Source organism: Paenibacillus sp. DS2015, from assembly GCF_050433705.1.
GTDB lineage: Bacteria > Bacillota > Bacilli > Paenibacillales > Paenibacillaceae > Paenibacillus_AQ.
Genome location: NZ_JBNPWS010000002.1, coordinates 281,487 through 305,102 on the forward strand (window position 1 = coordinate 281,487; position 23,616 = coordinate 305,102).

Genomic DNA, 23,616 nt, shown 5'->3' on the forward strand with positions numbered 1-23,616 from the left:
ATACATTGGACAAATTGGTGATTGAGGGAGGCAAATCTCTATCAGGAACCGTACGTATCCATGGAGCAAAGAATGCCGCACTGCCTATATTAGCGGCAAGTTTGCTAGCTGATGGTGAAGTTAACTTGACGAATGTACCACATTTATTGGACATTGAGGTCATGTTGAATATCCTGAGTCGGCTTGGTTGTCAGACACGGCATGAACAAGAGAATGTCATTGTGGATACGTCGTCCGCCAATTCGTTTCATGTACCAGATGATTTAATGAAGCAGATGCGATCATCCATTTTTCTAATGGGACCTTTGCTTGCCCGTTTCGGGGAAGTTAATATTTACCAACCGGGTGGTTGCGCGATTGGAGAACGTAAAATTGACCTTCATTTGCAGGGATTAAAAGCTCTAGGGGCGGAGATTCAAGAAGTAGATGGTCAAATCCATTGCAAAGCTAGCAAGCTTATAGGGGCGGATGTCCATATGGATTTTCCAAGTGTAGGTGCGACTGAGAATATCATGATGGCAGCAGCCACAGCTCAAGGAACAACGACTATTACTAATGCTGCAAGAGAACCCGAGATACAGGACCTTCAGAATTTCCTGAATCAGATGGGCGCTAACATTATCGGCGCTGGAACAGATACGATAACTATACAAGGGGTTACTCACTTATTCCCCTGTAGTTATGAAGTGATACCTGATCGAATTGTTGCGGGTACTGTTATGATCGCTGCAGCAGTAACACGTGGTTGTGTGACACTAACGCATTGTAATCCAGCTCACCTCACATCTCTTATTCATGTCCTCAAACGCGCTGGTGTTCAAATTGGTGTCTGCAATGATATAATGAACATTAGCTGCATGAGTCGTCCTAAAGCGGTAGAACGGATTATTACTTCGCCTTATCCATCTTTTCCAACAGATCTGCAATCCCAAGTCATGGTCCTATTGTCCTTGGCCGATGGATTCAGCGTTATGAAAGAGACAGTGTTTGAAGGACGCTTTAAGCATGTGAATGAGCTTGCAGTGATGGGGGCTGACATTTCCATTGACCTCAATTGTGCTTTCATAAGGGGTGTGCAAAGGTTATATGGTGCAACCGTGGAAGCTACCGATCTTAGAGCAGGTGCTGCATTGGTTATTGCAGGTTTAGCCGCACAAGGTAAAACCATTGTGGAACAGGTGCATCACATTGACCGAGGATATGATCATATTGAGAAGCTGTTCCAGAAGTTGGGAGCCGATATTCAGAGGCATACTCCGGTACTCAAACAGTTAGATTTGGCCAATTAACGTCCTAAGTTATCCCCTTCGACATGAGGAGGGGATAGGGACATTTTATGGAGAGTTGCTATGACACGATCGCATATTCCAGTTTTGAAAGAAAAAAAATCAAAAAAAATGAAGACAAGCCGCAAAATCATTATCATTTTGATGTTTCTTTTTATCGCGTTGCTTGCTGTACTTTTTTTTCGTTCTCCTATAAGCCAAATCTCTGAAATTAATTTTCAGGGAAATACATTTACCACTCGTGATCAATTGCTTCAACAAAGCCAACTTACAGTCGGAGATCAGTTCTTTGGTATTTCTACATCTACAGTGTCACAACGTTTGGAGGGAATTAATTCAATTAAGTTAGTTAAAGTGGACAAGCAGTTTCCAGGTAAGATTCATGTGCAAATTGAAGAATACCAAACGGTTGCCTATGAACTGGGAAAAGATGGGTCACTTGAAGCTATTCTAGCGAATGGAGCATTAGTTTCAGTAGGGAGTACGGGTATTGCCGTAGAGAAACCTATATTGACCCAGTGGAGCCCTGAAGATCCTAACAAAGTCAAGTTAAGTCAGGCGCTTGGACAAATTCCAGATCAACTAACTTCTGATATATCTGAAATCATACCCTCACCTACAACATCTTTTTCAGACAGAATAAAGATCTATACTAGGTCTGGTTTTGAAGTGATTACCGCGATATCATTACTTAGTGACAAAGTAGAATATCTCAATCAAGTGATTGAAACACAAGAGGCTGGCCTCATCACTATGCTCGAAGCGGATACTTATGAACCGTTTCCATCTTCAAAAATTGAAGTTCTAGATGAGGAAGGTACTACTAATGAATAACAAATAATGCTACAATGACAATTATGGATAAGAGTATTCTAATTTTCTAGTTTCTATGAATTTTAAATAAGTAGAAAATTATCGCTAATATTAAAAAAAATGTTGAAAAAAGAGGAAAAGATTAGAAGCTTGTTGAATAGGTACTAAGTGTGTTATTAAATAGACTTGAAAGTATGATTTTTAAGTCATACATTCTAAATTTTACTGAAGGTAAACGTGCAGCTAGCTATACTGCTGTAGTCATTTATTCTTTAATCTGTTAGTTACTTTGATAAATAGGAGGTGCCACAGTTGAGCAACAATGACATCATTGTTAGTTTGGACATCGGTACATCCAAAGTTCGTGCTATTATTGGGGAAGTAAATAATGGAACCTTTAATATTATTGGAGTTGGATCTGCCGACTCAGAAGGAATACGCAAAGGCGCAATTGTAGATATTGATCATACCGTACAATCCATCCGTAGTGCAGTTGAACATGCGGAACGTATGGTTGGTATTCAAATATCTGAAGTATATGTCGGCATTTCTGGGAATCATATCGGACTTCAATCTAGCCACGGAGTAGTGGCTGTGTCGAACGAGGATCGGGAAATTGGAGAAGAAGATATTGAACGTGTGCTTAAAGCGGCTGAAGTTGTTGCACTTCCTCCAGATCGGGAAATTATCGATGTTGTCGCTAAGCAGTACGTAGTGGACGGTCTTGAAGGAATTCAAGATCCGCGGGGTATGATTGGTGTTCGTCTAGAAGTGGAAGCCATCATTATTACGGGTGCTAAGACGGCCATACATAATCTTTTGCGTTGTGTAGAGAAATCGGGTCTGAAGATCAAGGATTTAGTCTTGATGTCATTGGGTGCAGGACAAATGGCCTTATCCAAGGATGAGAAAACGATGGGATCTGTTCTTGTAGATATCGGAGCAGGTACGACGAGTATTGCTATTTTTGAAGGCGGAACGATGGTAGCAACTTCTACACTCCCTATTGGAGGAGAATATGTAACCAACGATATTGCTTATGGGCTAAGGACGTTGACGGATCAAGCTGAGAAAGTGAAGTTGAAATATGGATGTGCTGTAATTGAAGACGCTGCTCCAGATGTTATTTTTAAAGTAACTCGAATTGGTAGTAACGTAGAAAAGGAATTTACACAGCAGGATCTGGCCGCCATTGTGGAGCCTCGAATCCAAGAAATATTCCATCTCCTTCATCAAGAAGTGAAACGTCTAGGTTACAACGAGCTTCCGGGAGGTTATATACTAACGGGGGGAACGGTTTCTATGCCTGGCGTTCTGCAGGTAGCACAAGTGGAACTTGCTGCTTCTGTCCGTATTGCTGTACCAGATTATATCGGGGTGAGAGATCCAGGATTTACTAGCGGTGTGGGTGTACTCCATAATGTGATACGTAATATTCGCGTGCGTAGTAATACTAATGTGAGTAATAAAAAACCACCAAACCGCAACAATAAAGCAAATCCTGCGTCCAATCAAGGGAAACCTCAAAAACCGGGTTTGGTAGAACGCTTTAAAAACATGTTTAGTGAATTTATATAAGGCATTCATATAACAGTGAACGGTCCGTCCATGTACAAAGAGGGGGAGATGGAATAGTATGTTGGAATTTGACTTTGAAATGGAGAGTTTAGCCCAAATAAAAGTGATTGGCGTAGGTGGTGGAGGCAGTAATGCTGTAAACCGAATGATCGAGAATGGTGTACAGGGTGTAGAATTCATTACTGTAAATACCGACGCTCAAGCTTTACACATGGCTAAATCAGAACACAAATTACAGATTGGGGACAAGCTTACGAGAGGTCTCGGAGCTGGAGCCAACCCTGAGGTAGGAAAGAAAGCAGCAGAAGAGTCTCGTGAATTGATCTCGAATACATTAAAAGGTGCCGATATGGTATTCGTAACTGCAGGAATGGGTGGCGGTACGGGTACGGGTGCAGCGCCGGTTATTGCTGAGATTGCTAGAGAGTGTGGAGCGTTAACAGTCGGAGTAGTTACACGTCCTTTTACGTTTGAAGGTCGTAAACGTTTCTCTCAAGCAGAACTAGGGATTGAAGCTCTAAAAGAAAAAGTTGACACTCTAATAGTCATTCCAAATGATCGCTTGTTGGAAATTGTAGATAAGAAGACACCAATGCTCGAAGCATTTCGTGAAGCGGATAATGTTCTTCGTCAAGCTGTGCAAGGTATCTCTGACCTCATCGCAGTTCCAGGTCTTATCAACCTTGACTTTGCAGACGTTAAGACAATCATGACAGAGCGTGGATCTGCTTTAATGGGTATAGGAGAAGCTTCAGGCGAGAATCGTGCAGCTGAAGCGGCACGTAAGGCAATCATGAGTCCATTACTAGAGACTTCTATCGAAGGAGCTCGCGGTGTGATTATGAATATAACAGGGGGTTCTAATTTATCCCTGTATGAAGTGAATGAGGCTGCAGAAATTGTCACTTCTGCTTCAGATCCTGATGTGAATATGATCTTCGGTGCTATCATTGAAGAAGATATGAAGGATGAGATTAAGGTGACGGTGATAGCTACTGGATTTGAGCACAAACAAGCTATGCAACATACACCCGTTCGTAAACCGGCAACAGGAACACCTGAGACTGAAGCCACAGACAATCGTAGTAATACTTTACGACCTTTTGGTAATCAGCCAAGTAATGAACAGTTGGATATTCCGACGTTCTTGCGCAATCGTTCCCGTCAGAATAATGACTAATTGAAAGATAGATAGATTGAACTAAAGTGAGCGATAGTGTGTTGTTTTCATGGTAAGACTAGAATATAACTGACCGTTCTTCTTTAGTCCAATCTATATAGTTCAATGGAAAATCCCAGTATTTCTTTCTAAAAGAAATACTGGGATTTTTGTTGTCCATTGTTCTTCTAAGATTACTCCTCTTTTTGTACAACCTCATAACATCAAACGACAAAAAAAGTTCCATGTTCCCTCCTAGGTTCTGACAGACTTTGAAACATAAACTTCTTATACTAAACACATCTCCCAAAATTCAAAAGAGAACGAGTTGGATTCAGCAATTTTGAGGCATCTTTGAAGATTCCAAGTTGATAGGTGAAGACAATGATTGTCTATATTGATCTTATCTTTATAACTAACCTACTTATCGATGGTACCCTTTTATGGCTTACAGGCTGGATGCGTAAGACCCCAATGCAGTGGTGGCGTATACTGTTATCGGCAATACTAGGGGCGCTGTATGTCATGATGATGTTTGTGCCACAGCTTTCTTTTATGTATACCTTTCTAATAAAGTTTGGTCTTTCATTGATTATGTTATGGATAGCTTTTGGTTTTAGAAGTCTTCAGAACTATATTCGTAATATAGGTGCTTTCTATATTATCAATTTTGCAGCGGCTGGTGGAATTATTGGGATACATTATTTGTTGCAAAATTCTAGTGAGCTATGGAGTGGAATTTGGTTTACAACATCAGGGGGTCTTTCTTTTGAATTGAAAATTGGGTTTTGGTTCATATTTATTGTTTTTTTTATCGTTATAATTTGGTTCAAAATTGTTCAGTCTTCAAGAAATAAACTAGTTAATAGGCACACCTATTTAGGAGAAGTGACGGTTCATATTGGTGGTCAAAGTGTAAATTGTACAGGACTATTGGATACAGGCAATCAATTGAGTGATCCATTAACTCGGATGCCCGTAATGATCATGGAAGTGTCACTTTGGGAAGATTATCTACCTGCTTCTTGGAGAGGGAAATTAGCTGAAGGAGAAGCGGACAAACTAGTGGTCGAACTTGGAGAAGACGATCATTTTGCTTGGCAAGATCGCCTAAGGCTTGTTCCATACCGGGGTGTTAACCGGGGAACAGCTTTTATGCTTGCGCTGAAACCTGATTCTGTTGAGGTTGTAATGGAGGGGAAGGTAACGGTGACTTCTAGGGTTCTTGTAGGCCTGGATAGTGGGATTTTATCGGCGGAGAGAGCATATAGGGCTATTATTCATCCTGATCTAGTACAGGAGGACAGTGCATCCTTAGAGGGGCAACACACGAAGCCAGTGCATGTTCCCCCGATTTAATATTCTATAAGAATAGATAGCTCTAAGAACCGTAACTATTGCAAAGTCGATCTTTCTACGGAAAACTAAACACATGCTTACGAAGTCAGTTTTCCTACGGAAAACTTTAGGAGGAGTAAATATGGTGGTCAAATGGAGATTAGTATTACAGGTTCAATATTATCGGGTGCTCTTTTATTTAGGAATGAAAAGTGATGAAGTCTATTACATAGGAGGAAGCGAAGCACTCCCACCACCGTTAACTCGTGAGGAAGAGGAATATTTACTGCAAAGACTTTCGACGGGTGATGCGGCTATTCGCGCCATGCTGATTGAACGGAATCTTCGATTGGTAGTTTATATAGCTCGCAAATTTGAGAATACAGGGATTAACATTGAGGATTTAGTATCTATTGGTGCTATTGGTCTGATTAAAGCTGTAAATACGTTCGACCCTGAGAAAAAAATTAAATTAGCAACATATGCGTCACGTTGCATTGAGAATGAGATATTAATGTATTTACGTCGCAATAATAAAATTCGTAGTGAGGTTTCTTTTGATGAACCATTAAACATTGATTGGGATGGGAACGAGCTACTACTATCGGATGTACTTGGCACAGAGAATGATACGATTTATCGAAATATAGAAGAACAAGTAGACCGTAAGCTACTTCATAAGGCGCTCGATAAATTGAGTGAACGAGAACGAACTATTATGGAACTTAGATTCGGATTACAGGATGGGGAGGAAAAAACTCAAAAGGATGTGGCCGATATGTTAGGCATTTCTCAGTCCTATATATCTCGCTTGGAGAAGCGGATTATTAAAAGGTTACGTAAAGAATTTAATAAAATGGTGTAATGGATTAATGATCAAGAGGAATAAAATGAGCCTTCCGGGAGATAATGTACATTAATGTTTCTCCTTGGGAGGTAAATCATCATGACTCGAAACAAAGTCGAAATATGTGGCGTAGATACCGCGAAGTTACCGGTTCTAACCAATGTAGAAATGCGGGAGTTGTTTCACAATCTCCAGCAAAATAATGAACGTTCAGCTAGAGAGAAGTTGGTTAATGGTAATTTAAGATTAGTGTTGAGTGTGATACAAAGATTCAATAATCGGGGAGAATTTGTCGATGATTTGTTCCAAGTGGGTTGTATCGGCCTAATGAAGGCTATTGATAATTTCGATCTAGGACAAAATGTTAAATTCTCAACGTATGCTGTACCCATGATTATTGGAGAAATTAGACGATACTTACGGGATAATAACCCTATTAGGGTATCGCGATCTTTACGTGATATTGCTTACAAGGCGCTACAGGTTCGTGATTCCTTGACGAATCAAAATTCGAGGGAACCTACGATTTTTGAAATCTCTGCGGCACTTAATGTGCCTAAGGAAGATGTGGTATTCGCTTTAGATGCTATTCAGGACCCCGTATCGTTATTTGAGCCCATCTATCATGATGGCGGCGATCCGATCTACGTTATGGATCAGATTAGTGATGATCGAAATAAGGATGTCTCCTGGATTGAGGAGATTGCATTACGTGAGGCGATGCATCGCTTAGGTCAACGCGAGAAAATGATATTATCCAAGCGTTTTTTTGAAGGGAAAACACAAATGGAAGTTGCTGAAGAAATTGGGATCTCACAGGCTCAAGTATCTAGACTGGAGAAATCGGCAATTCAACAAATGCATAAATACGTAAAAACTTAAAAACGAAGTGATAATTGGTGAGATATCAAAGTGAATAAAACATATAACCTAAACGATCGCATTTATGGATCGTTTTTTTTTATTTATATTACGTAACTAAGACATTTTACGCATTAGACACATATATTAACCATATACTATTTTTCCTTGAGGTGTGATTAGATGATTCCAGAAAAACAAATGGTGGGGATAAAGATGAAAATCTCCGATTTTCAAACTAAAGAAGTGATTAATATTGTGGACGGGAAACGATTAGGGCAGATTAGTGATTTAGAGCTTGATCTACGGCAAGGACGGATCGATGCTATTGTCGTGCCTACGAATAGTAGGTTCATGGGTATTTTTGGCGGGGGAAGTGATCTGATTATTCCATGGCATAATATTGTCAAGATTGGATCGGATGTCGTTCTAGTGAAGATGGAGGAAGTGAAGGCATTACAAGAGGAGAAGGAACATGACCGAATTGATCGAGGGAGATAGAAGAACGTACTCAGAAGATACTGGGGGAATCTAGACAATTAAAAATATGGTACACTGAAAAAGAGGTGATTAGCAGTGGAACCGTTTGTACTGAAAACAGATACAGAATTAGCTCTTTTAATGTTGGAGCCTTGGAAGCATTATCGCGGGATTACAGCTGGCTTTACAGGTCGACATGGGGGGAGTGGTAAACTTCCTTATGATACCTTGAATTGTGCTTTCCATGTTGGAGATGACCCGAATGATGTTATAGATAATCGCAGTAAAGTCGCAGAGATGCTTGGTTACTCTCTAGAGTCATGGACTTGTGGTGAACAAGTGCACAGTCGTGACATCGCTATAGTGAGGGAAGAGGACGTTGGACGAGGCTGTCGTGACCGTAGTTCTGCTATTCAGGATACAGATGGTTTGTTAACTGATGTACCAGGTGTTCTTTTAACGTCGTTCTATGCTGACTGTGTGCCTTTGTATTTCTATGACCCTGTGAAGCAGGTTGTGGGGCTAGCACATGCGGGGTGGAAGGGAACTGTAGCACAGATCGCTCTGCATATGGTTCAAAAGATGGAGCAGCAGTATGGCAGTCATAGTTATGACATTGTGGCCGCTATCGGACCATCGATTGGTTCGTGCTGTTATGAGGTAGATGATGTAGTCATGTCAAAGGTCTACGATTTGGAGAAACGGGTTATGGGTAATGAGAAGTACTCATCATCTTGGTATGTGAACAAAAAAGACGGGAAAAGTATGCTTAACTTGAAAGAAATGAATCGACACCTTATGATAAAAGCAGGAATATTGCCGATTCATATCGAATGTACAACATGGTGTACAAGCTGCAATAACGATTTGTTCTTCTCTTTTCGCAAGGATGGCGGAGTTACAGGACGTATGGCTAGCTGGATTGGCTTAAAGTAAAGGTGGATTTTGAGAATGACATTACAAGAACGGATAGATGATGTAGAATTACGTATAAGTCAGGCTTGCCTTAGAAGTGGTAGATCAAGAGAAGAAGTTCATGTCATTGCTGTGACAAAGTATGTTTCTATGGATATGACAGCTAAAGTATTGAATCATCATAAGTTGATACACATTGGGGAGAGCCGTTGGCAAGATGCACAGGCTAAGTGGAACGAGTTAGGTCATCAAGGCATCTGGCACTTCATTGGACATCTTCAGACCAACAAGGTCAAAGATGTCATAGATAAATTTGAATATATTCATTCCCTTGATCGATTCTCTCTGGCACAGGAATTAGAGAAGAAGGCTGAAGCACTAAATAAGGAAGTACAGGTCTTCGTACAAGTGAACATTTCAGGAGAAGACACCAAGTATGGTATACAACCTGATAAGGTAGCGGACTTCCTAAGAGCGATTCAAGATTTCACACACGTTAAGGTAGTTGGATTGATGACTATGGCCCCGTTTGAGGGAGACGCTGAAGATACACGGCCTGTATTCCGAGGGTTGAGAGAACTTAGAGATGACCTGAACCGTCAAGCGTTAACACGTGAACCGATTGAGGATTTATCGATGGGGATGTCAAACGATTTCGAAGTGGCGATTGAAGAAGGCTCAACATGGGTACGACTCGGTACTATTCTTGTAGGAAAAGAGGAGGGTTAAGGATGGGTGTTATGAATCGGTTTATGAATTTTATGGGGTTGCAAGAGGAAGAAGAAATTGTTGAGCGTGGGCCGCTTCCTGTGGATGAGGAAGAGTTTGAAGCTTTGAACCAAGAGCCACGTAAGAATCAAAGAAATAATGTAGTTAGCATTCACTCGCAGAAGAATGTTAAAGTGATACTACAAGAGCCACGTTCTTATGACGAAGCACAAGAAATTGCTGATCACCTACGCTCTCATCGCACAGTCGTTGTTAATTTGCAACGTGTTCGCAATGACCAAGCACTTAGAATTATTGATTTCTTGAGTGGTACAGTTTATGCTTTAAGTGGGAGTATATCCAAAATTGGTGGGAATATATTTCTGTGTACCCCAGATACAGTTGAAATCCAAGGGAACATCTCAGAAATTCTAGCAGAGGATCTTCGACAATAACAAAAATGAGGTGAACCAAAACTGATGCAGTTTCAGGTTGAGCAGATTATTGATACATTGTTTATTATTTATAGGTACATGATTATTATTTATATCTTGATGTCTTGGGTACCAAATATGCGGGAGAATTTCATAGGGGAATTGTTGACTAAGCTAGTAGAACCGTTCTTAGCACCATTCCGTAAATTTATTCCACCGATTATGGGGATGATTGATATTTCACCTATAATTGCAATATTCGTCTTACAATTTGTACCCGTGGGATTGAAAGGGATTCTTCGTTATCTTTTTTGGTAGGTGATAAATATGAAATTAGATATCCAAGAACATTTTCATCCTGATGAGCGGAATTTTGTGGATAAAGCCTTGGAATGGGTCATTAATGCGGGGGAATACCATGAAATGAAATTAACTGATTTTTTGGACCCTAGACAGGCCTTTATACTTCAGACACTCGTTAATCGACATCCAGATGTACATGTAATAATGAACGGTGGTTACGATGGGGCCGAACGATGTCGGGCAATTCTTGCCCCAGATTACAGGGATATAGACAATGAAGATATGGGATTGTCAGTACTTAGTGTACATTCAGGAGATCAGAAATTTCTTGAACTTGATCATGGGGATTACATGGGTTCTATTCTCAGTCTGGGCATTAAAAGAACTAAGATTGGTGACATTCATGTACTTGATGATGGTTGCCACACGGTTGTAAGTCAAGATATTGCTTCTTATCTCCATATGAATTTAAATCAAGTGCATCGTATTCATGTGCAGAGTGAGATCTTGCCGCTTGAATTACTGCGGACAAGTCAGGTCTCACTTGAATCTATGGACATTACGGTCGCTTCTTTGCGCCTAGATGGAATTAGTAGTGATGTGTATCGATTGAGTCGAAGTAAAATTCTAGTACCGATCAAGGCTGGACGTTGCCGTGTGAATTGGAAGGTTGAGGAAGACCCATCTACTTCTTTAAAAGAAGGGGACATCATCTCCATTCAAGGATTAGGACGCTTCAAGGTGATGGAAGTCAGTGGAGTGACGAAAAAAGGACGTTATCGTGTAAAAGTCGGCAAATTTATATAACCCCTTTGCAGGAAATCGGCTTTTCTTGTCGAATTGAAATATGCTAAGTGATACTTAAACATTTCGTTGTTACAACTGATACAATCTAAAGTGAGTATAATTAATTACATGATTACTGAGATTTCTAGGAGGTGCACACACCCATGCCATTAACACCACTGGACATACATAACAAAGAATTTGGACGCCGAATTCGCGGTTATGATGAAGATGAAGTTAACGAATTTTTGGATCAAGTGATCAAAGACTATGAGAGTGTCATTCGTGAGAACAAGGAAATTCATAATCAAATGATTATGATTCAAGAGAGATTGGATCACTTCACAAATATTGAAGACACGCTTTCTAAGACCATTATCGTGGCCCAAGAAGCTGCGGATGATGTGAAGAGTAATGCTAAGAAAGAAGCTCAGCTCATTGTTAAGGAGTCCGAGAAGAATGCGGATCGAATTATTAATGAATCTTTGTCTAAATCGCGTAAAATATCGATGGAAATTGAAGAGTTGAAGAAGCAAGCTTCCATCTATCGAACACGCTTCCGTTCTTTAGTAGAAGCTCAATTAGAACTTCTAAGTCTAGACGGATGGGAATCACTGGAGAATCACGAAGCGAAGGAAGTAAAGGAAGTGTATTAGGCTTTACGTTCGGGTTGACTTTTGCAGTAAAGAAAGCTATAAATATAGTCATAACAGATTTATTTCGTTTATATGTATTTGATGATGGGATAAGTACGATAGTGATCTGATCTCCAGAGAGTTGGCGCAATGCTGTAAGCCGATGTTCAGACCCTAAGCGGAAGATCTTCCCGGAGAAGTGAAGCTGAAACGTCTTCTGACGCGTGTAAGCTGAACCGGTTCTGCCGAACGTTATATCGGCTCTATGTTAGAAGTGTCGGCATAGATATGAGGTGTCGCTCAAGGGTAGGGTAGACTGAATTGAGCGAAATTAGGGTGGTCACGCGAGCGTAAGTCTCGTCCCTTTGGGGATGGGGCTTTTTTGTGTTTCGGGACTTCAATCCCCCTAAATCCCCCTTATCTTAAGGGGGACCCCAGAGGGCTCAGCCCTCTGGACTCCCGAAAATTTTGGCGGATGGTGCTGTTGTGGCGTATTGATGTGACTTGGAGCGTAATATGCCGGTTCTTCCTTGGCTGCCCCTAACGGGGTTCGCCTTCGGGAACCTTTCATGCGAGTTTGGTCTTGCGGCGAGTTGTGCCGCTGACCCAGGGCACACATGCGCAAGCTATGTGTAACCGATCGGCCATTCATCCTTTGCGTGGCAAAGATATGAATGGCGAAAGACGAAAAACGAAAAACGAAAAACGAAAAACGAGTATCAATAGTACGCACTGCATACTATCAGGTTGAGTGGGAATTTTTAAAGATATTACGAAAGGTTGGATAATCATGCATAAGGTAGATGTTAAAGAAAAGGCTCGGACACGTGATCTGCGTATCCTAAATAAATGGAATGAAGAAGGAACGTTTCGTAAATCGATTGATCATCGTGAAGGTAAACCCAATTTTGTATTTTATGAGGGGCCACCTACAGCGAATGGCAAGCCCCATATTGGTCATGTTCTTGGTCGAGTGATCAAGGATTTCGTCGGTCGCTATCAGACAATGAAGGGTTACAGAGTCGTTCGTAAAGCGGGATGGGATACGCATGGTCTTCCGGTAGAACTGGGAGTACAGAAACAGCTGGGAATTACCCATAAGCATGAGATTGAGGAATACGGTGTTGAGGCTTTTATTCAGAAATGTAAAGAAAGTGTATTTGTCTATGAAGAACAATGGCGTGAACTGACAGAAGCTATTGGATACTGGACTGATCTTGATGATCCATATATCACATTAGATAACAACTACATTGAGAGTGTATGGAACATCCTAGCTACGGTCCATGAGAAAGATTTATTGTATCGCGGTCATCGCGTTAGCCCATATTGCCCAGATTGCCAGACAACGCTTAGTTCACATGAGGTGGCACAAGGCTATAAAGATGTTAAGGATCTGAGTGCTACAGCTAAATTTAAGCTTCATGATAGTGGTGAATATGTTCTAGCTTGGACGACGACGCCTTGGACATTACCTGGACACGTAGCGCTTGCTGTGAATCCAGATATGGAATATGCACGAGTAAAACAAGAGGATGGCGTATACATCGTTGCTAATAAATTAGTGGATGATGTCATGAATGGTGAATATGAAGTTATAGGTACGCTCAAAGGTTCAGAATTGGTAGGTAAAACATATGATTCGCCGTTCACATATGTCCAAGTGGAGAAATCAAATGTGATCGTGGGTGCCAAATTTGTTACTGACGCTAGTGGTACAGGTATCGTACATTTGGCTCCAGCACATGGCGAAGACGATTATAGAGTATGTAAAGAGAATGAAATTGGATTTGTTAATGTCGTGAATCTGCAAGGTTGTTACGTGGATGAAGTGAAGGAATTAGCTGGACGTTTTGTAAAAGACTGTGATGTAGATATTGTTAGAATGCTCTCGGATCGCGGATTGTTATACAGCAAAGAAAAATATGAGCACAGTTACCCATTCTGCTGGCGCTGTGATACTCCGCTACTTTATTATGCAATGGATAGTTGGTTCATCAAGACAACGGCTATCAAGGATCAGCTTATCGCTAACAATAATGAAGTAGATTGGTATCCAGGTCATGTACGTGAAGGACGTTTCGGTAAATTCTTAGAGGATTTAGTAGATTGGAATATCAGCCGTGACCGTTATTGGGGTACACCCCTAAATGTCTGGACCTGTGAAACATGCGCTACAGAATTTGCTCCACACAGTCGTGCTGAGTTGAAAGAAAGAGCAATCGGTGAGGTTAGTGATGATCTAGACTTGCATAAACCTTATGTGGATGAAATCAAGGTCCGTTGTACATGTGGTGGCGAGATGAAACGAACTTCAGAAGTAATCGATGTGTGGTTTGATAGTGGCTCGATGCCATTTGCTCAGCAACATTATCCTTTTGAGAATCAAGAAACGTTCGAACAACAATATCCTGCTGACATGATCTGTGAAGGGATTGATCAGACCCGTGGATGGTTCTACAGTCTATTGGCTGTGTCTACGTTGTTGACTGGAAAAGCGCCGTACAAGGCTGTTATGGCTACGGGACATGTCCTTGATGAACAAGGGCAGAAGATGTCTAAGTCTAAGGGCAACGTAATCGACCCTTGGGAGATTATTGAGGAATATGGAACGGATGCTTTCCGCTGGGCGTTGTTATCTGATAGTGCACCTTGGAACAGCAAACGTTTCTCCAAAGGAATCGTAGGGGAAGCGAAATCCAAGATGGTGGATACACTCGTTAATACACATGCATTCATGACTTTATATGCAGGTATTGACGGTTATAATCCAGCGGAACACCCTTTCCAACTTTCAGAACATAAGCTTGATCGCTGGGTGTTATCTCGTCTTAACAGCTTGATCAAGACCGTTGATAAAGGATTAGCGGTAAATGATTTCCTAAATGCTTCGAAAGCCATTGAATCATTTATCGACGAATTAAGCAACTGGTATATCCGTCGTTCGCGTGATCGGTTCTGGGGTAGTGGACTTACCAATGATAAGCTTGACGCATACCGTACGTTAACGGAAGTGTTACTCACAACAGCGAAGCTGATTGCACCATTCACACCTATGCTGGCAGAAGATATTTACCTTAATGTCGGAGGTAAAGAAGAAAGTGTGCATCTGGACGATTATCCACAAGTCAATGAATCTCTAATTAATGAAGCATTGGAACAAGACATGGAGACAGCGCGTCGCATTGTTGAGCTTGCACGTAACGTTCGTAATGAGACGGGACTTAAGACACGTCAGCCATTGTCTGAACTGATTGTATCCATCGATCGTGATTTCGATTTAGCGGGCTATGAAGAGATTATTAAAGAAGAAATTAATGTGAAGAACATCCGCACAGAAACCGATGATAGTGGATTTGTTGATTTCACGTTTAAGCTCAATTTGAAAGTTGCAGGTAAAAAATATGGTAAGAACGTTGGATTCCTGCAAAACTACTTCAAGGGCATGTCTGCGGAAGATACTCTTAAGGTAGTGGAAAGTGGTTCTCTACATGTCGTTTCTCCAGAAGGAGAGGATTTGCAGGTGACTTCCGAGGAATTACTTGTGGAAAAGCAAGCTAAATCAGGCTTTGCCTCTGCTAGTGGTTATGGCATTACCGTTGCGCTTAATACGGATATTACGTTGGAGTTGGAGCAAGAGGGATGGGTGCGTGAGGTTGTGCGCGCAGTTCAAGATTATCGGAAAAAACTTGATTTACCGATTGAGAAGCGTGTCGTGTTAACCTTGGATACAGATGATGAATTGAAGACCGCCATCACGACTTTCGATCGTGTACTTCGAGAAAATGTTCTGGTTACAGATGTGATGTATGGACATAAAGAGCCTATGGAACAAGCGGATATCGCTGGGAAATCTGTCGGGATTCATATTGCCGATTAAGAAAACCTCCTTTGGAACATAATAACAAGATGATGAAGCATAAGTGAAAGATGTAATGAGTGTAATGAGATGTCGTTAGCTTATGATTCAAACAAAATACGAGCCAAATGCAGCTTAGGAATTTGATCCTAAGATAGCAATGGCTCGTTTCTTTTCATTCAAAGGAGTCTGATCAGTGGTAATGGCAAATGATGACAAGGATACTATACAGACTCAGGATCGTACGGAACAAATATTCAAACTCACCTCAACCATTGCGCAGCAGCTAGAGAAGTCACGGATTGCAGAATATACAGAGCTCCTGAATCGACCGTGGCGCTTGATATGGCTAAACATATTAGCCGGTACAGCGCGTGGGGTAGGGATTGCGATCGGGTTTACATTTTTTGCAGCAACCATTATATATCTTCTTCAAATATTAGGTGCTCTGAATTTACCCATTATAGGCGATTACATTGCTGATATCGTACGTATTGTGCAGCGTCAACTGGAACTAGATTATTAAAAAGTACCAAGATTGAGTATTTGTAATTAATCTAGAAGTGATTGAAATGAAATGGATGGGTTCAAGGATTAAGACCTTCTCCATTCTCGATATACTTCTGATATTGCCGATTACGCACGATACCAATGGGTTTGCCTGTAATATCTGTAGCTACGAAACTTTCAAAGGGTTCGACACAGCCCTCTACTTCGTCGTCAGCTTCAATGGCCATTTCGTTGTAGCTGCTAATATTGTTTCCTTCAGCGAGTGCGGGACTATCTGAAGTACCCCAATTCTCAACAATTTGCCATGTATCTTCTCCATCGAAACCATTCTGATCATCTCGTTCATCGAGACTTGTTCGGCCAAAAGGAGGCATAAGAAACTCCTCTTCAACTGGACGATAATCTGATACGATTTGTCGCGGGCTGTGCTCTATACAGTATTCAGTAGCTGGAATGGCAGATAGACGATCATAAGAAATAGGGCCGTCACAAAGGGTACATAACCCGTAAACGCCTTTATCCATCCGTGCAAGTGCTGTGTCAATACGTTCTAGCTGTAAATCATCATGCTCTAGAAGAGATATGTCCATTTCGCGGTCGTAGAGTTCAGTGGCCACGTCAGCAGGATGATTATCTATCGTGGATAATTCTCCAGTCTGATCACGCAGAGATTCCTCAAGTCCATAATGTTCATTCTCCACTGTTCGTTGAGCGATATCTTCTCGTTCTTGCTCTAATTTCAAACGGAGATTGTTAAATTGGGATGACGAAAGTTGGGACATAAACAGGCTCCTTCCATTGTCTAAGAGGACAGATATTTCTCTTTATATAGAGTGTGCTATTTAAGCTCGTTTTACATAAGGAAAATGTTCTCGACAATGGTCCATTATGGACGGTTTCGGACAGGCTGTGCTACAATAAATGAGCCTATTTACATTAGAACAACCCTTTTGTTGATATCGACTGAAGGAACGAGCAAATCATACGATTGGAGTGACATTTGAAGTGATATATTATATTATTGCGTTCATTGCTTTTTTGGTAGATCAAGGAACTAAATATTTGATTGCAACCCGAATGGAGCTAAGAGAGCAGATACCGGTTATCGGTGATTTTTTCCTGATTACATCTCATCGTAATCGCGGTGCAGCGTTTGGAATCCTTCAAGATCAGCGTTGGTTTTTTATAGTGATTACAACGATTGTAGTTCTTGCGATCATATGGTATTTACAAAAAGTAATGCACTCGAAAAATAAGCTTCTTCCGCTTGCTTTAAGTCTTGTTCTGGGTGGAGCAGTAGGGAATTTCCTTGATCGTATGTTGGCTGGAGAAGTTGTTGACTTCTTGCAGTTTAATTTCGGAAGTTACACATTCCCTATTTTTAATGTGGCAGATTCATGCATTGTCGTTGGTGTAGCGCTTATTATTGTAGACTCACTTTTGGATATGAAGAGAAACCCAGTTAATCAGAACGAGGAAGGAATTGAATAAGCATGAATGACAACATGACGAACGAAGGCTACATGCTTGAGCAAGACTTGGATCTAAGGGAATGGACGATTGATGAGAGTTATGCTAAAGAACGAATAGATAAGTACATAACCGAGGTGTGGGAAGAGGATATATCTCGTTCTCAGGTTCAGTTGTGGATTGCTGATGATCATGTCCAGGTGAATGGTAACAGCGTGAAAGCGAATTATAAACTTTCGGTAGGTGATCATGTCGAGGTTACTGTTCCCGAACCCGTGACAGTTGAAATTATTCCGGAGAATATTCCGCTCGATGTTGTGTATGAGGATAAAGACGTCATTGTGGTCAATAAACCCAAAGGTATGGTCGTTCACCCTGCTCCAGGGCACTCTTCTGGAACGTTAGTTAATGCACTTATGTATCATTGTAAGGACTTGTCAGGTATCAATGGTGAAATTCGTCCAGGTATTGTTCATCGAATTGATAAGGATACATCAGGACTTATTATGGCAGCTAAGAATGATAAAGCCCATGCTTCTCTCGCGGCTCAGCTTAAAGAGCATACGGTTACGCGTCGTTATATGGCGTTGGTTCATGGGAGCGTCAGTCATGATCAAGGCACAGTTGATGCGCCTCTTGGACGTGATCCTAAGGATCGTAAAATGTTCACTGTTACGGAAAAGAACAGTAAGCGTGCGGTGACTCATTTTACAGTAAAAGAGCGTCTCGGTGACTATACATTACTTGAGCTTCAGTTAGAGACAGGGCGGACACATCAGATTCGTGTTCATATGAAGTTTATTGGACATTCGTTAGTGGGTGATCCATTGTATGGACGGAGCAAAGGAATTAAACTAAACGGTCAGGCGTTACATGCTGGTGTACTTGGATTTATTCATCCTTCAAGTGCAGAGTACATGGAATTCTCTGCTCCCATACCTGAAGATTTGGAAGAACTCCTCGCAGGGCTTCGTACTCGTTAAAAGTACAAATCATTAGATAATTAGTCCATGGCATAAAGCCATGGATTCCCTCATATTTAGGGGTAGAATTTTATATGAAATAAAATTTTGCTTACAATAGGAGATGGGACAATTATATGAGTATTCAACAATATCAAGCAACGTATATCCAGAGTAATTTTGCAGATCGTATCGGTGGTTCTAACTATGGAAAAGACACATCCATCTATAAATTCGAGAAAATTAAGCGTGCTAAAGCAGCTGCTAAGAAGGACTTTCCTGATATCGAGCTAATCGATATGGGCGTGGGTGAACCCGATGAGATGGCAGATGCGGGCATTGTAGCTAAGCTTGCTGAAGAAGCTGCTAAACCAGAGAACCGCGGCTACTCCGATAATGGTATCCCAGAATTCAAAGTAGCAGCAGCGCAGTATTTGAAAGAAGTATTCCGTGTAAGTGGTATTGATCCGGAGACTGAAATTGTTCACTCTATTGGTTCCAAACCAGCCCTAGCGATGCTTCCTTCCTGTTTCATTAATCCAGGAGATATTACAATTATGACGGTTCCTGGATATCCAGTTATTGGAACACATACGAAATACTTAGGTGGAGAAGTGTATACAGTTGAGTTGAAGAAAGAGAATCAATTTCTTCCTGATCTGAACAGTATTCCTGAAGACATTGCTCGCCGGGCGAAGCTACTATACTTAAATTATCCTAACAATCCAACAGGCGCTAGTGCGACCGAAGAATTTTTTACTAGTGTGGTTGAATGGGCTCAGAAGTATGACGTAGTTGTAGTACACGATGCTCCTTATGCTGCCCTTACTTATGATGGTTTGAAACCATTAAGTTTCTTATCCGTTCCTGGCGCTAAAGATGTTGTTGTGGAGCTTCATTCTCTATCCAAATCTTATAATATGACAGGATGGAGAATTGGGTTTGTAGCAGGAAACCCGTTAATCGTTAAAGCTTTCAGTGATGTGAAAGATAATAACGATTCCGGTCAGTTCATAGCGATCCAGAAAGCTGCGGCATACGGGTTATCTCATCCGGAGATCACAGAACAAATTGCACTTAAATACTCTCGTCGCCATAATCTGTTGGTGGATACACTCAACGAGCTTGGCTTTACGGCTGAGAAGCCAAAAGGTTCCTTCTTCTTATATGTAGAAGCACCTAAGGGTGTCAAAGGGGGACAACGTTTCGAATCTGGAGAGGACTTCTCTCAATTCCTCATTCGGGAGAAATTAATATCCACTGTGCCTTGGGATGATGCAGGGCACTTCGTTCGGTTCTCTGTTACGTTCATAGCCAGTGGTGAAGAAGATGAGAAACGAGTTATAACTGAAATTAAACGTCGTCTAAGTGATATACAATTCGAATTTTAATGATAAGGGATCTGCATATGCAGATCCCTTTCATGTTTAAGTGACAGAACCCAGCAACAGTTGACACTATTGCTGGGTTCTGTCATAATTATTTTCAAATGAATAGCACCTTTAATTCAGTCCCGTGAGACTGGCAAGGTTACGTGAACCGAGGTTCACCGCACAATCCTATAAGTATATGCTCTTATTGGATTACGACGGTTGTCCTCTCATTCATTCTGTAATGGATGAATTCGTGCACTCCTTGCCAATTGGGTAAGGAGTTTTTTGTTTGTCACGGGAGATGTTAAAGAAATCCCAACAGAAGGAGTCTTGAACCATGAATAGAGAAGTTCATGTCATCATGGATGAAACAGCAATTCGTCGAGCACTGACTAGAATAGCTCACGAAATATTGGAGAAGAACAAAGGTATTGGCGATTGTATTCTGATTGGAATCCGTACTAGGGGCGTATATTTAGCTCAGAGAATGGCTGAACGGATTCATGAGATCGAAGGAACGCCGATTCCTTGGGGAGAACTAGATGTCACGGGTTACCGAGATGATCGGGTAAAGGCAAGTGAAGAGGGAAACTCATCTGTTAATAATGTAGTTAACCAACTAAAAGATAGTCTTGGAAATGTGAGTATTCAAGATAAAAAAATTATATTGTTTGATGATGTGCTGTATACAGGTCGGACAATTCGCGCAGCGATGGATGCTTTGATGGATTGTGGCCGTCCACGAATGATCCAATTAGCGGTACTTGCAGATCGCGGACATCGTGAACTACCGATTAGACCTGACTATATTGGTAAGAATGTACCGACTTCCAACCATGAGCTAATTGAAGTGGCCTTGACAGAAACAGATGGTAAAGACGAGGTAACGATTTCTCAATATAGAGAGGAGAGAGTGTAATGATGACAGCTACTCATCTGAAAGAACGCAGTTTGCTGGGTCTAAAAGATTTGAGCCGGAATGAGATCGAATCCATTCTCGATAGAGCCGCTTATTGGGAATCACAGAGTGAGAAGGTTGTCCCTATGCTGAACTCACAATTTGTGGCTAACATGTTTTTTGAGAATAGTACAAGAACTCGCTTCTCCTTCGAAATGGCTGAGAAACGTCTTGGAGCGCAGGTTCTGAACTTTGCAGCAGCAGCTTCTAGTGTAGATAAGGGTGAATCGATCTACGATACGGTGCGAACGCTTGAATCCATGGGAATCGATGCTGGAGTCATTCGCTTGAAGCCAGATGGGGTACTACAGCATCTAGCTGAGACCGTCAATATACCCCTAATTAACGCTGGTGATGGTAATAATGAGCATCCAACTCAAGCACTGCTGGATCTGTATACCATGCGTAAGAAATTTGGATCCCTTAAAGGTCTGAAGGTATCCATTATAGGGGATATACAACATAGTAGAGTTGCTCGCTCGGATCTTTGGGCATTGAAGAAGTTCGGTGCGGAGGTAAGGTTCTGCGCACCAAACAGTATGAGAGCACCTGAACTTGAGCAATATGCTCCGTATGTATCGATGGATGAAGCTATGGAAGCTGATGTAGTCATGATGCTTAGAGTGCAACTTGAGCGTCATGCAACGGGAATCCTGAAATCAGCTGCGGAATACAGAGTACAATATGGTCTAACTGAAGCAAGGGCAGCTAAATTATCTAAGGATACAATCATTATGCATCCCGCACCGGTGAATCGTAATGTAGAGATTGATGATCTTGTGGTCGAGAGTTCACAGTCGATGATATTCCCGCAAATGAGTAATGGTGTACCGATTCGAATGGCGGTTATAGAACGCGCTTTGAAGAATTAAGGAAAAATAGACGATAAATAAATTAATAAATATACACAAATATGAATTATTATTATACAATAGATTATGAGAATATTGAGCAATCAATGAGCGGAGGTCATTATGGTAACTATAATCATGAATGCAAGTGTTCTTAATGAGCAAGGTATGCAAGAGGTTAAACATATTATACTTGAGGATGGCGTGATTAAAACTCTGTTGGATGGTCATATAGAGGTTGCGAATCTTCAGTTAGAAGCATCAGAAGTTGTGGATGCAAAGGGTAAACTGGTTACTCCAGGATTCATTGATATGCATGTCCATCTACGTGAACCTGGCTTTGAACATAAAGAAACGATTGAAAGTGGAAGTCGATCAGCGGCAAAAGGTGGATTCACGACCATTGCCTGCATGCCTAATACGCGGCCTGTAACCGATCATCCAGATGTGATTAAGCTCGTGCTCGAGAAAGCATGTGAAGCTGGAATTGTGAAGGTTCTACCTTACGCAGCTATAACGAAGAATGAGCTCGGACGTGAGTTAACGGATTTTGCAGCATTGAAAGAAGCAGGAGCGATTGGGTTCACCGATGATGGTGTCGGTGTACAAAGCGCACAAATGATGAAGGATGCGATGTATAAGGCAGCTGCACTAGATATGCCAGTCATCGCGCACTGTGAAGATAATTCACTGGTTGTTGGTGCATGTGTGGCTGAGGGAGACTTCGCGAATAGACATGGCTTGAAGGGAATTCCTAACGAGTCCGAAGCTATTCATGTCGGTCGCGATATTCTGCTAGCCGAGGCGACAGGTGTCCACTATCATGTGTGCCATGTCAGTACTGAACAATCGGTGCGGTTGATTCGCCAAGCTAAGGCTATTGGTATTCATGTTACTGCTGAGGTATGCCCACATCACCTGCTGCTGTCTGAACAAGACATTCCGGGTCTAGATGCGAATTGGAAGATGAACCCTCCACTACGTTCGCCGCGAGATGTAGAGGCATGTATCGAAGGTCTACTAGATGGAACACTGGACATGATTGTGACGGACCATGCTCCACATAGTGCTGATGAGAAAGCAAAAGGAATGGAGTTAGCTCCGTTCGGTATCGTGGGATTCGAAACGGCATTCCCACTGTTATACACGAAGTTCGTTGCGACAGGGTTGTGGGATTTATCCTTACTAGTACAACGGATGACGGCTGATCCAGCTAAAGTATTCGGCTTAAATACAGGGCAGCTTGTGGAAGGAAGTCCTGCTGACCTGACGATGATTGATCTGGAAGCTGAAAGGGAAGTTAACCCTGAAGAGTTCGTCTCCAAAGGACACAACACACCTTTTACAGGATGGAAGTTAAAAGGTTGGCCAGTAACAACATGGGTAAATGGCAACATCGTCTGGTCAGAATAAAGAACTACGCATGAACAGCACAACAATAAACATGGATTTTATATGGAAAGATAATATATAGGACTGAAGTACACGAC

At 41.6% G+C, this 23,616-nt stretch carries 23 protein-coding genes and 1 other annotated feature; of the genes, 22 read left to right on the forward strand and 1 reads right to left on the reverse strand.

Translation table 11 applies throughout. The features are described 5' to 3' along the window. Nucleotides 1-5: 5 nt before the first annotated feature. The 16 genes from murA to J2T13_RS03175 all read left to right on the forward strand — a co-directional run bounded on the left by murA (nucleotide 6) and on the right by J2T13_RS03175 (nucleotide 16,528). Complete coding sequence (gene murA, locus J2T13_RS03100; RefSeq protein WP_429368223.1) at nucleotides 6-1,289, forward strand: UDP-N-acetylglucosamine 1-carboxyvinyltransferase; 1,284 nt, start codon at nucleotides 6-8, stop codon at nucleotides 1,287-1,289. Between the two features lie 60 nt (nucleotides 1,290-1,349). Continuing rightward, entirely contained in the window at nucleotides 1,350-2,120 is a 771-nt protein-coding gene (locus tag J2T13_RS03105; protein ID WP_429368225.1) for a cell division protein FtsQ/DivIB, read from the forward strand. Nucleotides 2,121-2,411: 291 nt separating this feature from the next. Further along, complete coding sequence (ftsA, locus tag J2T13_RS03110; RefSeq protein WP_429368227.1) at nucleotides 2,412-3,677, forward strand: cell division protein FtsA; 1,266 nt, start codon at nucleotides 2,412-2,414, stop codon at nucleotides 3,675-3,677. Between the two features lie 58 nt (nucleotides 3,678-3,735). Continuing rightward, the gene (gene ftsZ, locus J2T13_RS03115; RefSeq protein ID WP_429368229.1) at nucleotides 3,736-4,857 is read left to right on the forward strand and encodes a cell division protein FtsZ; all 1,122 of its coding nucleotides are present in this window, start codon (nucleotides 3,736-3,738) and stop codon (nucleotides 4,855-4,857) included. Nucleotides 4,858-5,220: 363 nt separating this feature from the next. Then, a complete protein-coding gene (gene spoIIGA, locus J2T13_RS03120) occupies nucleotides 5,221-6,195 on the forward strand; it encodes a sigma-E processing peptidase SpoIIGA (RefSeq protein WP_429368231.1) in 975 nt (324 codons plus the stop codon). A 121-nt stretch (nucleotides 6,196-6,316) separates the two neighbouring features. Further along, entirely contained in the window at nucleotides 6,317-7,039 is a 723-nt protein-coding gene (sigE, locus tag J2T13_RS03125; RefSeq protein ID WP_429368233.1) for an RNA polymerase sporulation sigma factor SigE, read from the forward strand. 81 nt (nucleotides 7,040-7,120) lie between these two features. Beyond that, entirely contained in the window at nucleotides 7,121-7,903 is a 783-nt protein-coding gene (gene sigG / locus J2T13_RS03130) for an RNA polymerase sporulation sigma factor SigG (protein ID WP_044876149.1), read from the forward strand. Nucleotides 7,904-8,098: 195 nt separating this feature from the next. After that, nucleotides 8,099-8,383, forward strand: a complete 285-nt coding sequence (locus J2T13_RS03135; RefSeq protein ID WP_429368235.1) for a YlmC/YmxH family sporulation protein — start codon at nucleotides 8,099-8,101, stop codon at nucleotides 8,381-8,383. Nucleotides 8,384-8,458: 75 nt separating this feature from the next. Further along, nucleotides 8,459-9,298, forward strand: a complete 840-nt coding sequence (pgeF, locus tag J2T13_RS03140) for a peptidoglycan editing factor PgeF (RefSeq protein ID WP_429368239.1) — start codon at nucleotides 8,459-8,461, stop codon at nucleotides 9,296-9,298. Between the two features lie 15 nt (nucleotides 9,299-9,313). Then, the gene (locus tag J2T13_RS03145) at nucleotides 9,314-10,006 is read left to right on the forward strand and encodes a YggS family pyridoxal phosphate-dependent enzyme (protein WP_429368241.1); all 693 of its coding nucleotides are present in this window, start codon (nucleotides 9,314-9,316) and stop codon (nucleotides 10,004-10,006) included. Between the two features lie 2 nt (nucleotides 10,007-10,008). Further along, on the forward strand, nucleotides 10,009-10,440 hold the full coding sequence (locus tag J2T13_RS03150; protein WP_429368242.1) for a cell division protein SepF: 432 nt from the start codon (nucleotides 10,009-10,011) through the stop codon (nucleotides 10,438-10,440). A 24-nt stretch (nucleotides 10,441-10,464) separates the two neighbouring features. Further along, entirely contained in the window at nucleotides 10,465-10,737 is a 273-nt protein-coding gene (locus tag J2T13_RS03155) for a YggT family protein (protein ID WP_429368244.1), read from the forward strand. A gap of 9 nt (nucleotides 10,738-10,746) precedes the next feature. Further along, nucleotides 10,747-11,529: an RNA-binding protein gene (locus J2T13_RS03160; protein WP_429368246.1), complete on the forward strand. Its 783-nt coding sequence runs from the start codon at nucleotides 10,747-10,749 to the stop codon at nucleotides 11,527-11,529. 143 nt (nucleotides 11,530-11,672) lie between these two features. Continuing rightward, nucleotides 11,673-12,164: a DivIVA domain-containing protein gene (locus tag J2T13_RS03165; RefSeq protein WP_429368248.1), complete on the forward strand. Its 492-nt coding sequence runs from the start codon at nucleotides 11,673-11,675 to the stop codon at nucleotides 12,162-12,164. A gap of 72 nt (nucleotides 12,165-12,236) precedes the next feature. Continuing rightward, nucleotides 12,237-12,511: a binding site (T-box leader), on the forward strand. A 422-nt stretch (nucleotides 12,512-12,933) separates the two neighbouring features. Continuing rightward, nucleotides 12,934-16,023 (forward strand): isoleucine--tRNA ligase, encoded by a 3,090-nt coding sequence (ileS, locus tag J2T13_RS03170; protein WP_429368250.1) that lies wholly within the window; start codon nucleotides 12,934-12,936, stop codon nucleotides 16,021-16,023. A gap of 175 nt (nucleotides 16,024-16,198) precedes the next feature. Next, the gene (locus J2T13_RS03175; protein ID WP_429368251.1) at nucleotides 16,199-16,528 is read left to right on the forward strand and encodes a DUF5665 domain-containing protein; all 330 of its coding nucleotides are present in this window, start codon (nucleotides 16,199-16,201) and stop codon (nucleotides 16,526-16,528) included. 61 nt (nucleotides 16,529-16,589) lie between these two features. Here the strand turns inward: J2T13_RS03175 and J2T13_RS03180 are convergent, their stop codons facing one another. Then, nucleotides 16,590-17,294, reverse strand: coding sequence for a TraR/DksA C4-type zinc finger protein (locus tag J2T13_RS03180; protein ID WP_429368253.1), 705 nt, complete (start codon nucleotides 17,292-17,294; stop codon nucleotides 16,590-16,592). Between the two features lie 223 nt (nucleotides 17,295-17,517). Between J2T13_RS03180 and lspA the strand changes: the two genes are divergently transcribed. The 6 genes from lspA (at nucleotide 17,518) to J2T13_RS03210 (ending at nucleotide 23,539) form a co-directional block, all read left to right on the forward strand. Continuing rightward, nucleotides 17,518-18,003, forward strand: coding sequence for a signal peptidase II (gene lspA / locus J2T13_RS03185; RefSeq protein ID WP_429368255.1), 486 nt, complete (start codon nucleotides 17,518-17,520; stop codon nucleotides 18,001-18,003). A 32-nt stretch (nucleotides 18,004-18,035) separates the two neighbouring features. Further along, nucleotides 18,036-18,965 carry an RluA family pseudouridine synthase gene (locus J2T13_RS03190; protein WP_429368325.1) on the forward strand — a complete coding sequence of 310 codons (930 nt, stop codon included), beginning with the start codon at nucleotides 18,036-18,038 and terminating at the stop codon, nucleotides 18,963-18,965. Between the two features lie 116 nt (nucleotides 18,966-19,081). Beyond that, nucleotides 19,082-20,335: an LL-diaminopimelate aminotransferase gene (locus J2T13_RS03195; protein WP_429368257.1), complete on the forward strand. Its 1,254-nt coding sequence runs from the start codon at nucleotides 19,082-19,084 to the stop codon at nucleotides 20,333-20,335. A gap of 319 nt (nucleotides 20,336-20,654) precedes the next feature. Continuing rightward, on the forward strand, nucleotides 20,655-21,236 hold the full coding sequence (gene pyrR / locus J2T13_RS03200) for a bifunctional pyr operon transcriptional regulator/uracil phosphoribosyltransferase PyrR (RefSeq protein ID WP_429368259.1): 582 nt from the start codon (nucleotides 20,655-20,657) through the stop codon (nucleotides 21,234-21,236). After that, a complete protein-coding gene (locus J2T13_RS03205) occupies nucleotides 21,236-22,147 on the forward strand; it encodes an aspartate carbamoyltransferase catalytic subunit (RefSeq protein ID WP_429368261.1) in 912 nt (303 codons plus the stop codon). The genes pyrR and J2T13_RS03205 overlap by 1 nt, the downstream gene beginning before the upstream one ends. A gap of 102 nt (nucleotides 22,148-22,249) precedes the next feature. Further along, nucleotides 22,250-23,539 carry a dihydroorotase gene (locus J2T13_RS03210; RefSeq protein WP_429368263.1) on the forward strand — a complete coding sequence of 430 codons (1,290 nt, stop codon included), beginning with the start codon at nucleotides 22,250-22,252 and terminating at the stop codon, nucleotides 23,537-23,539. The last annotated feature ends 77 nt before the right edge of the window (nucleotides 23,540-23,616 follow it).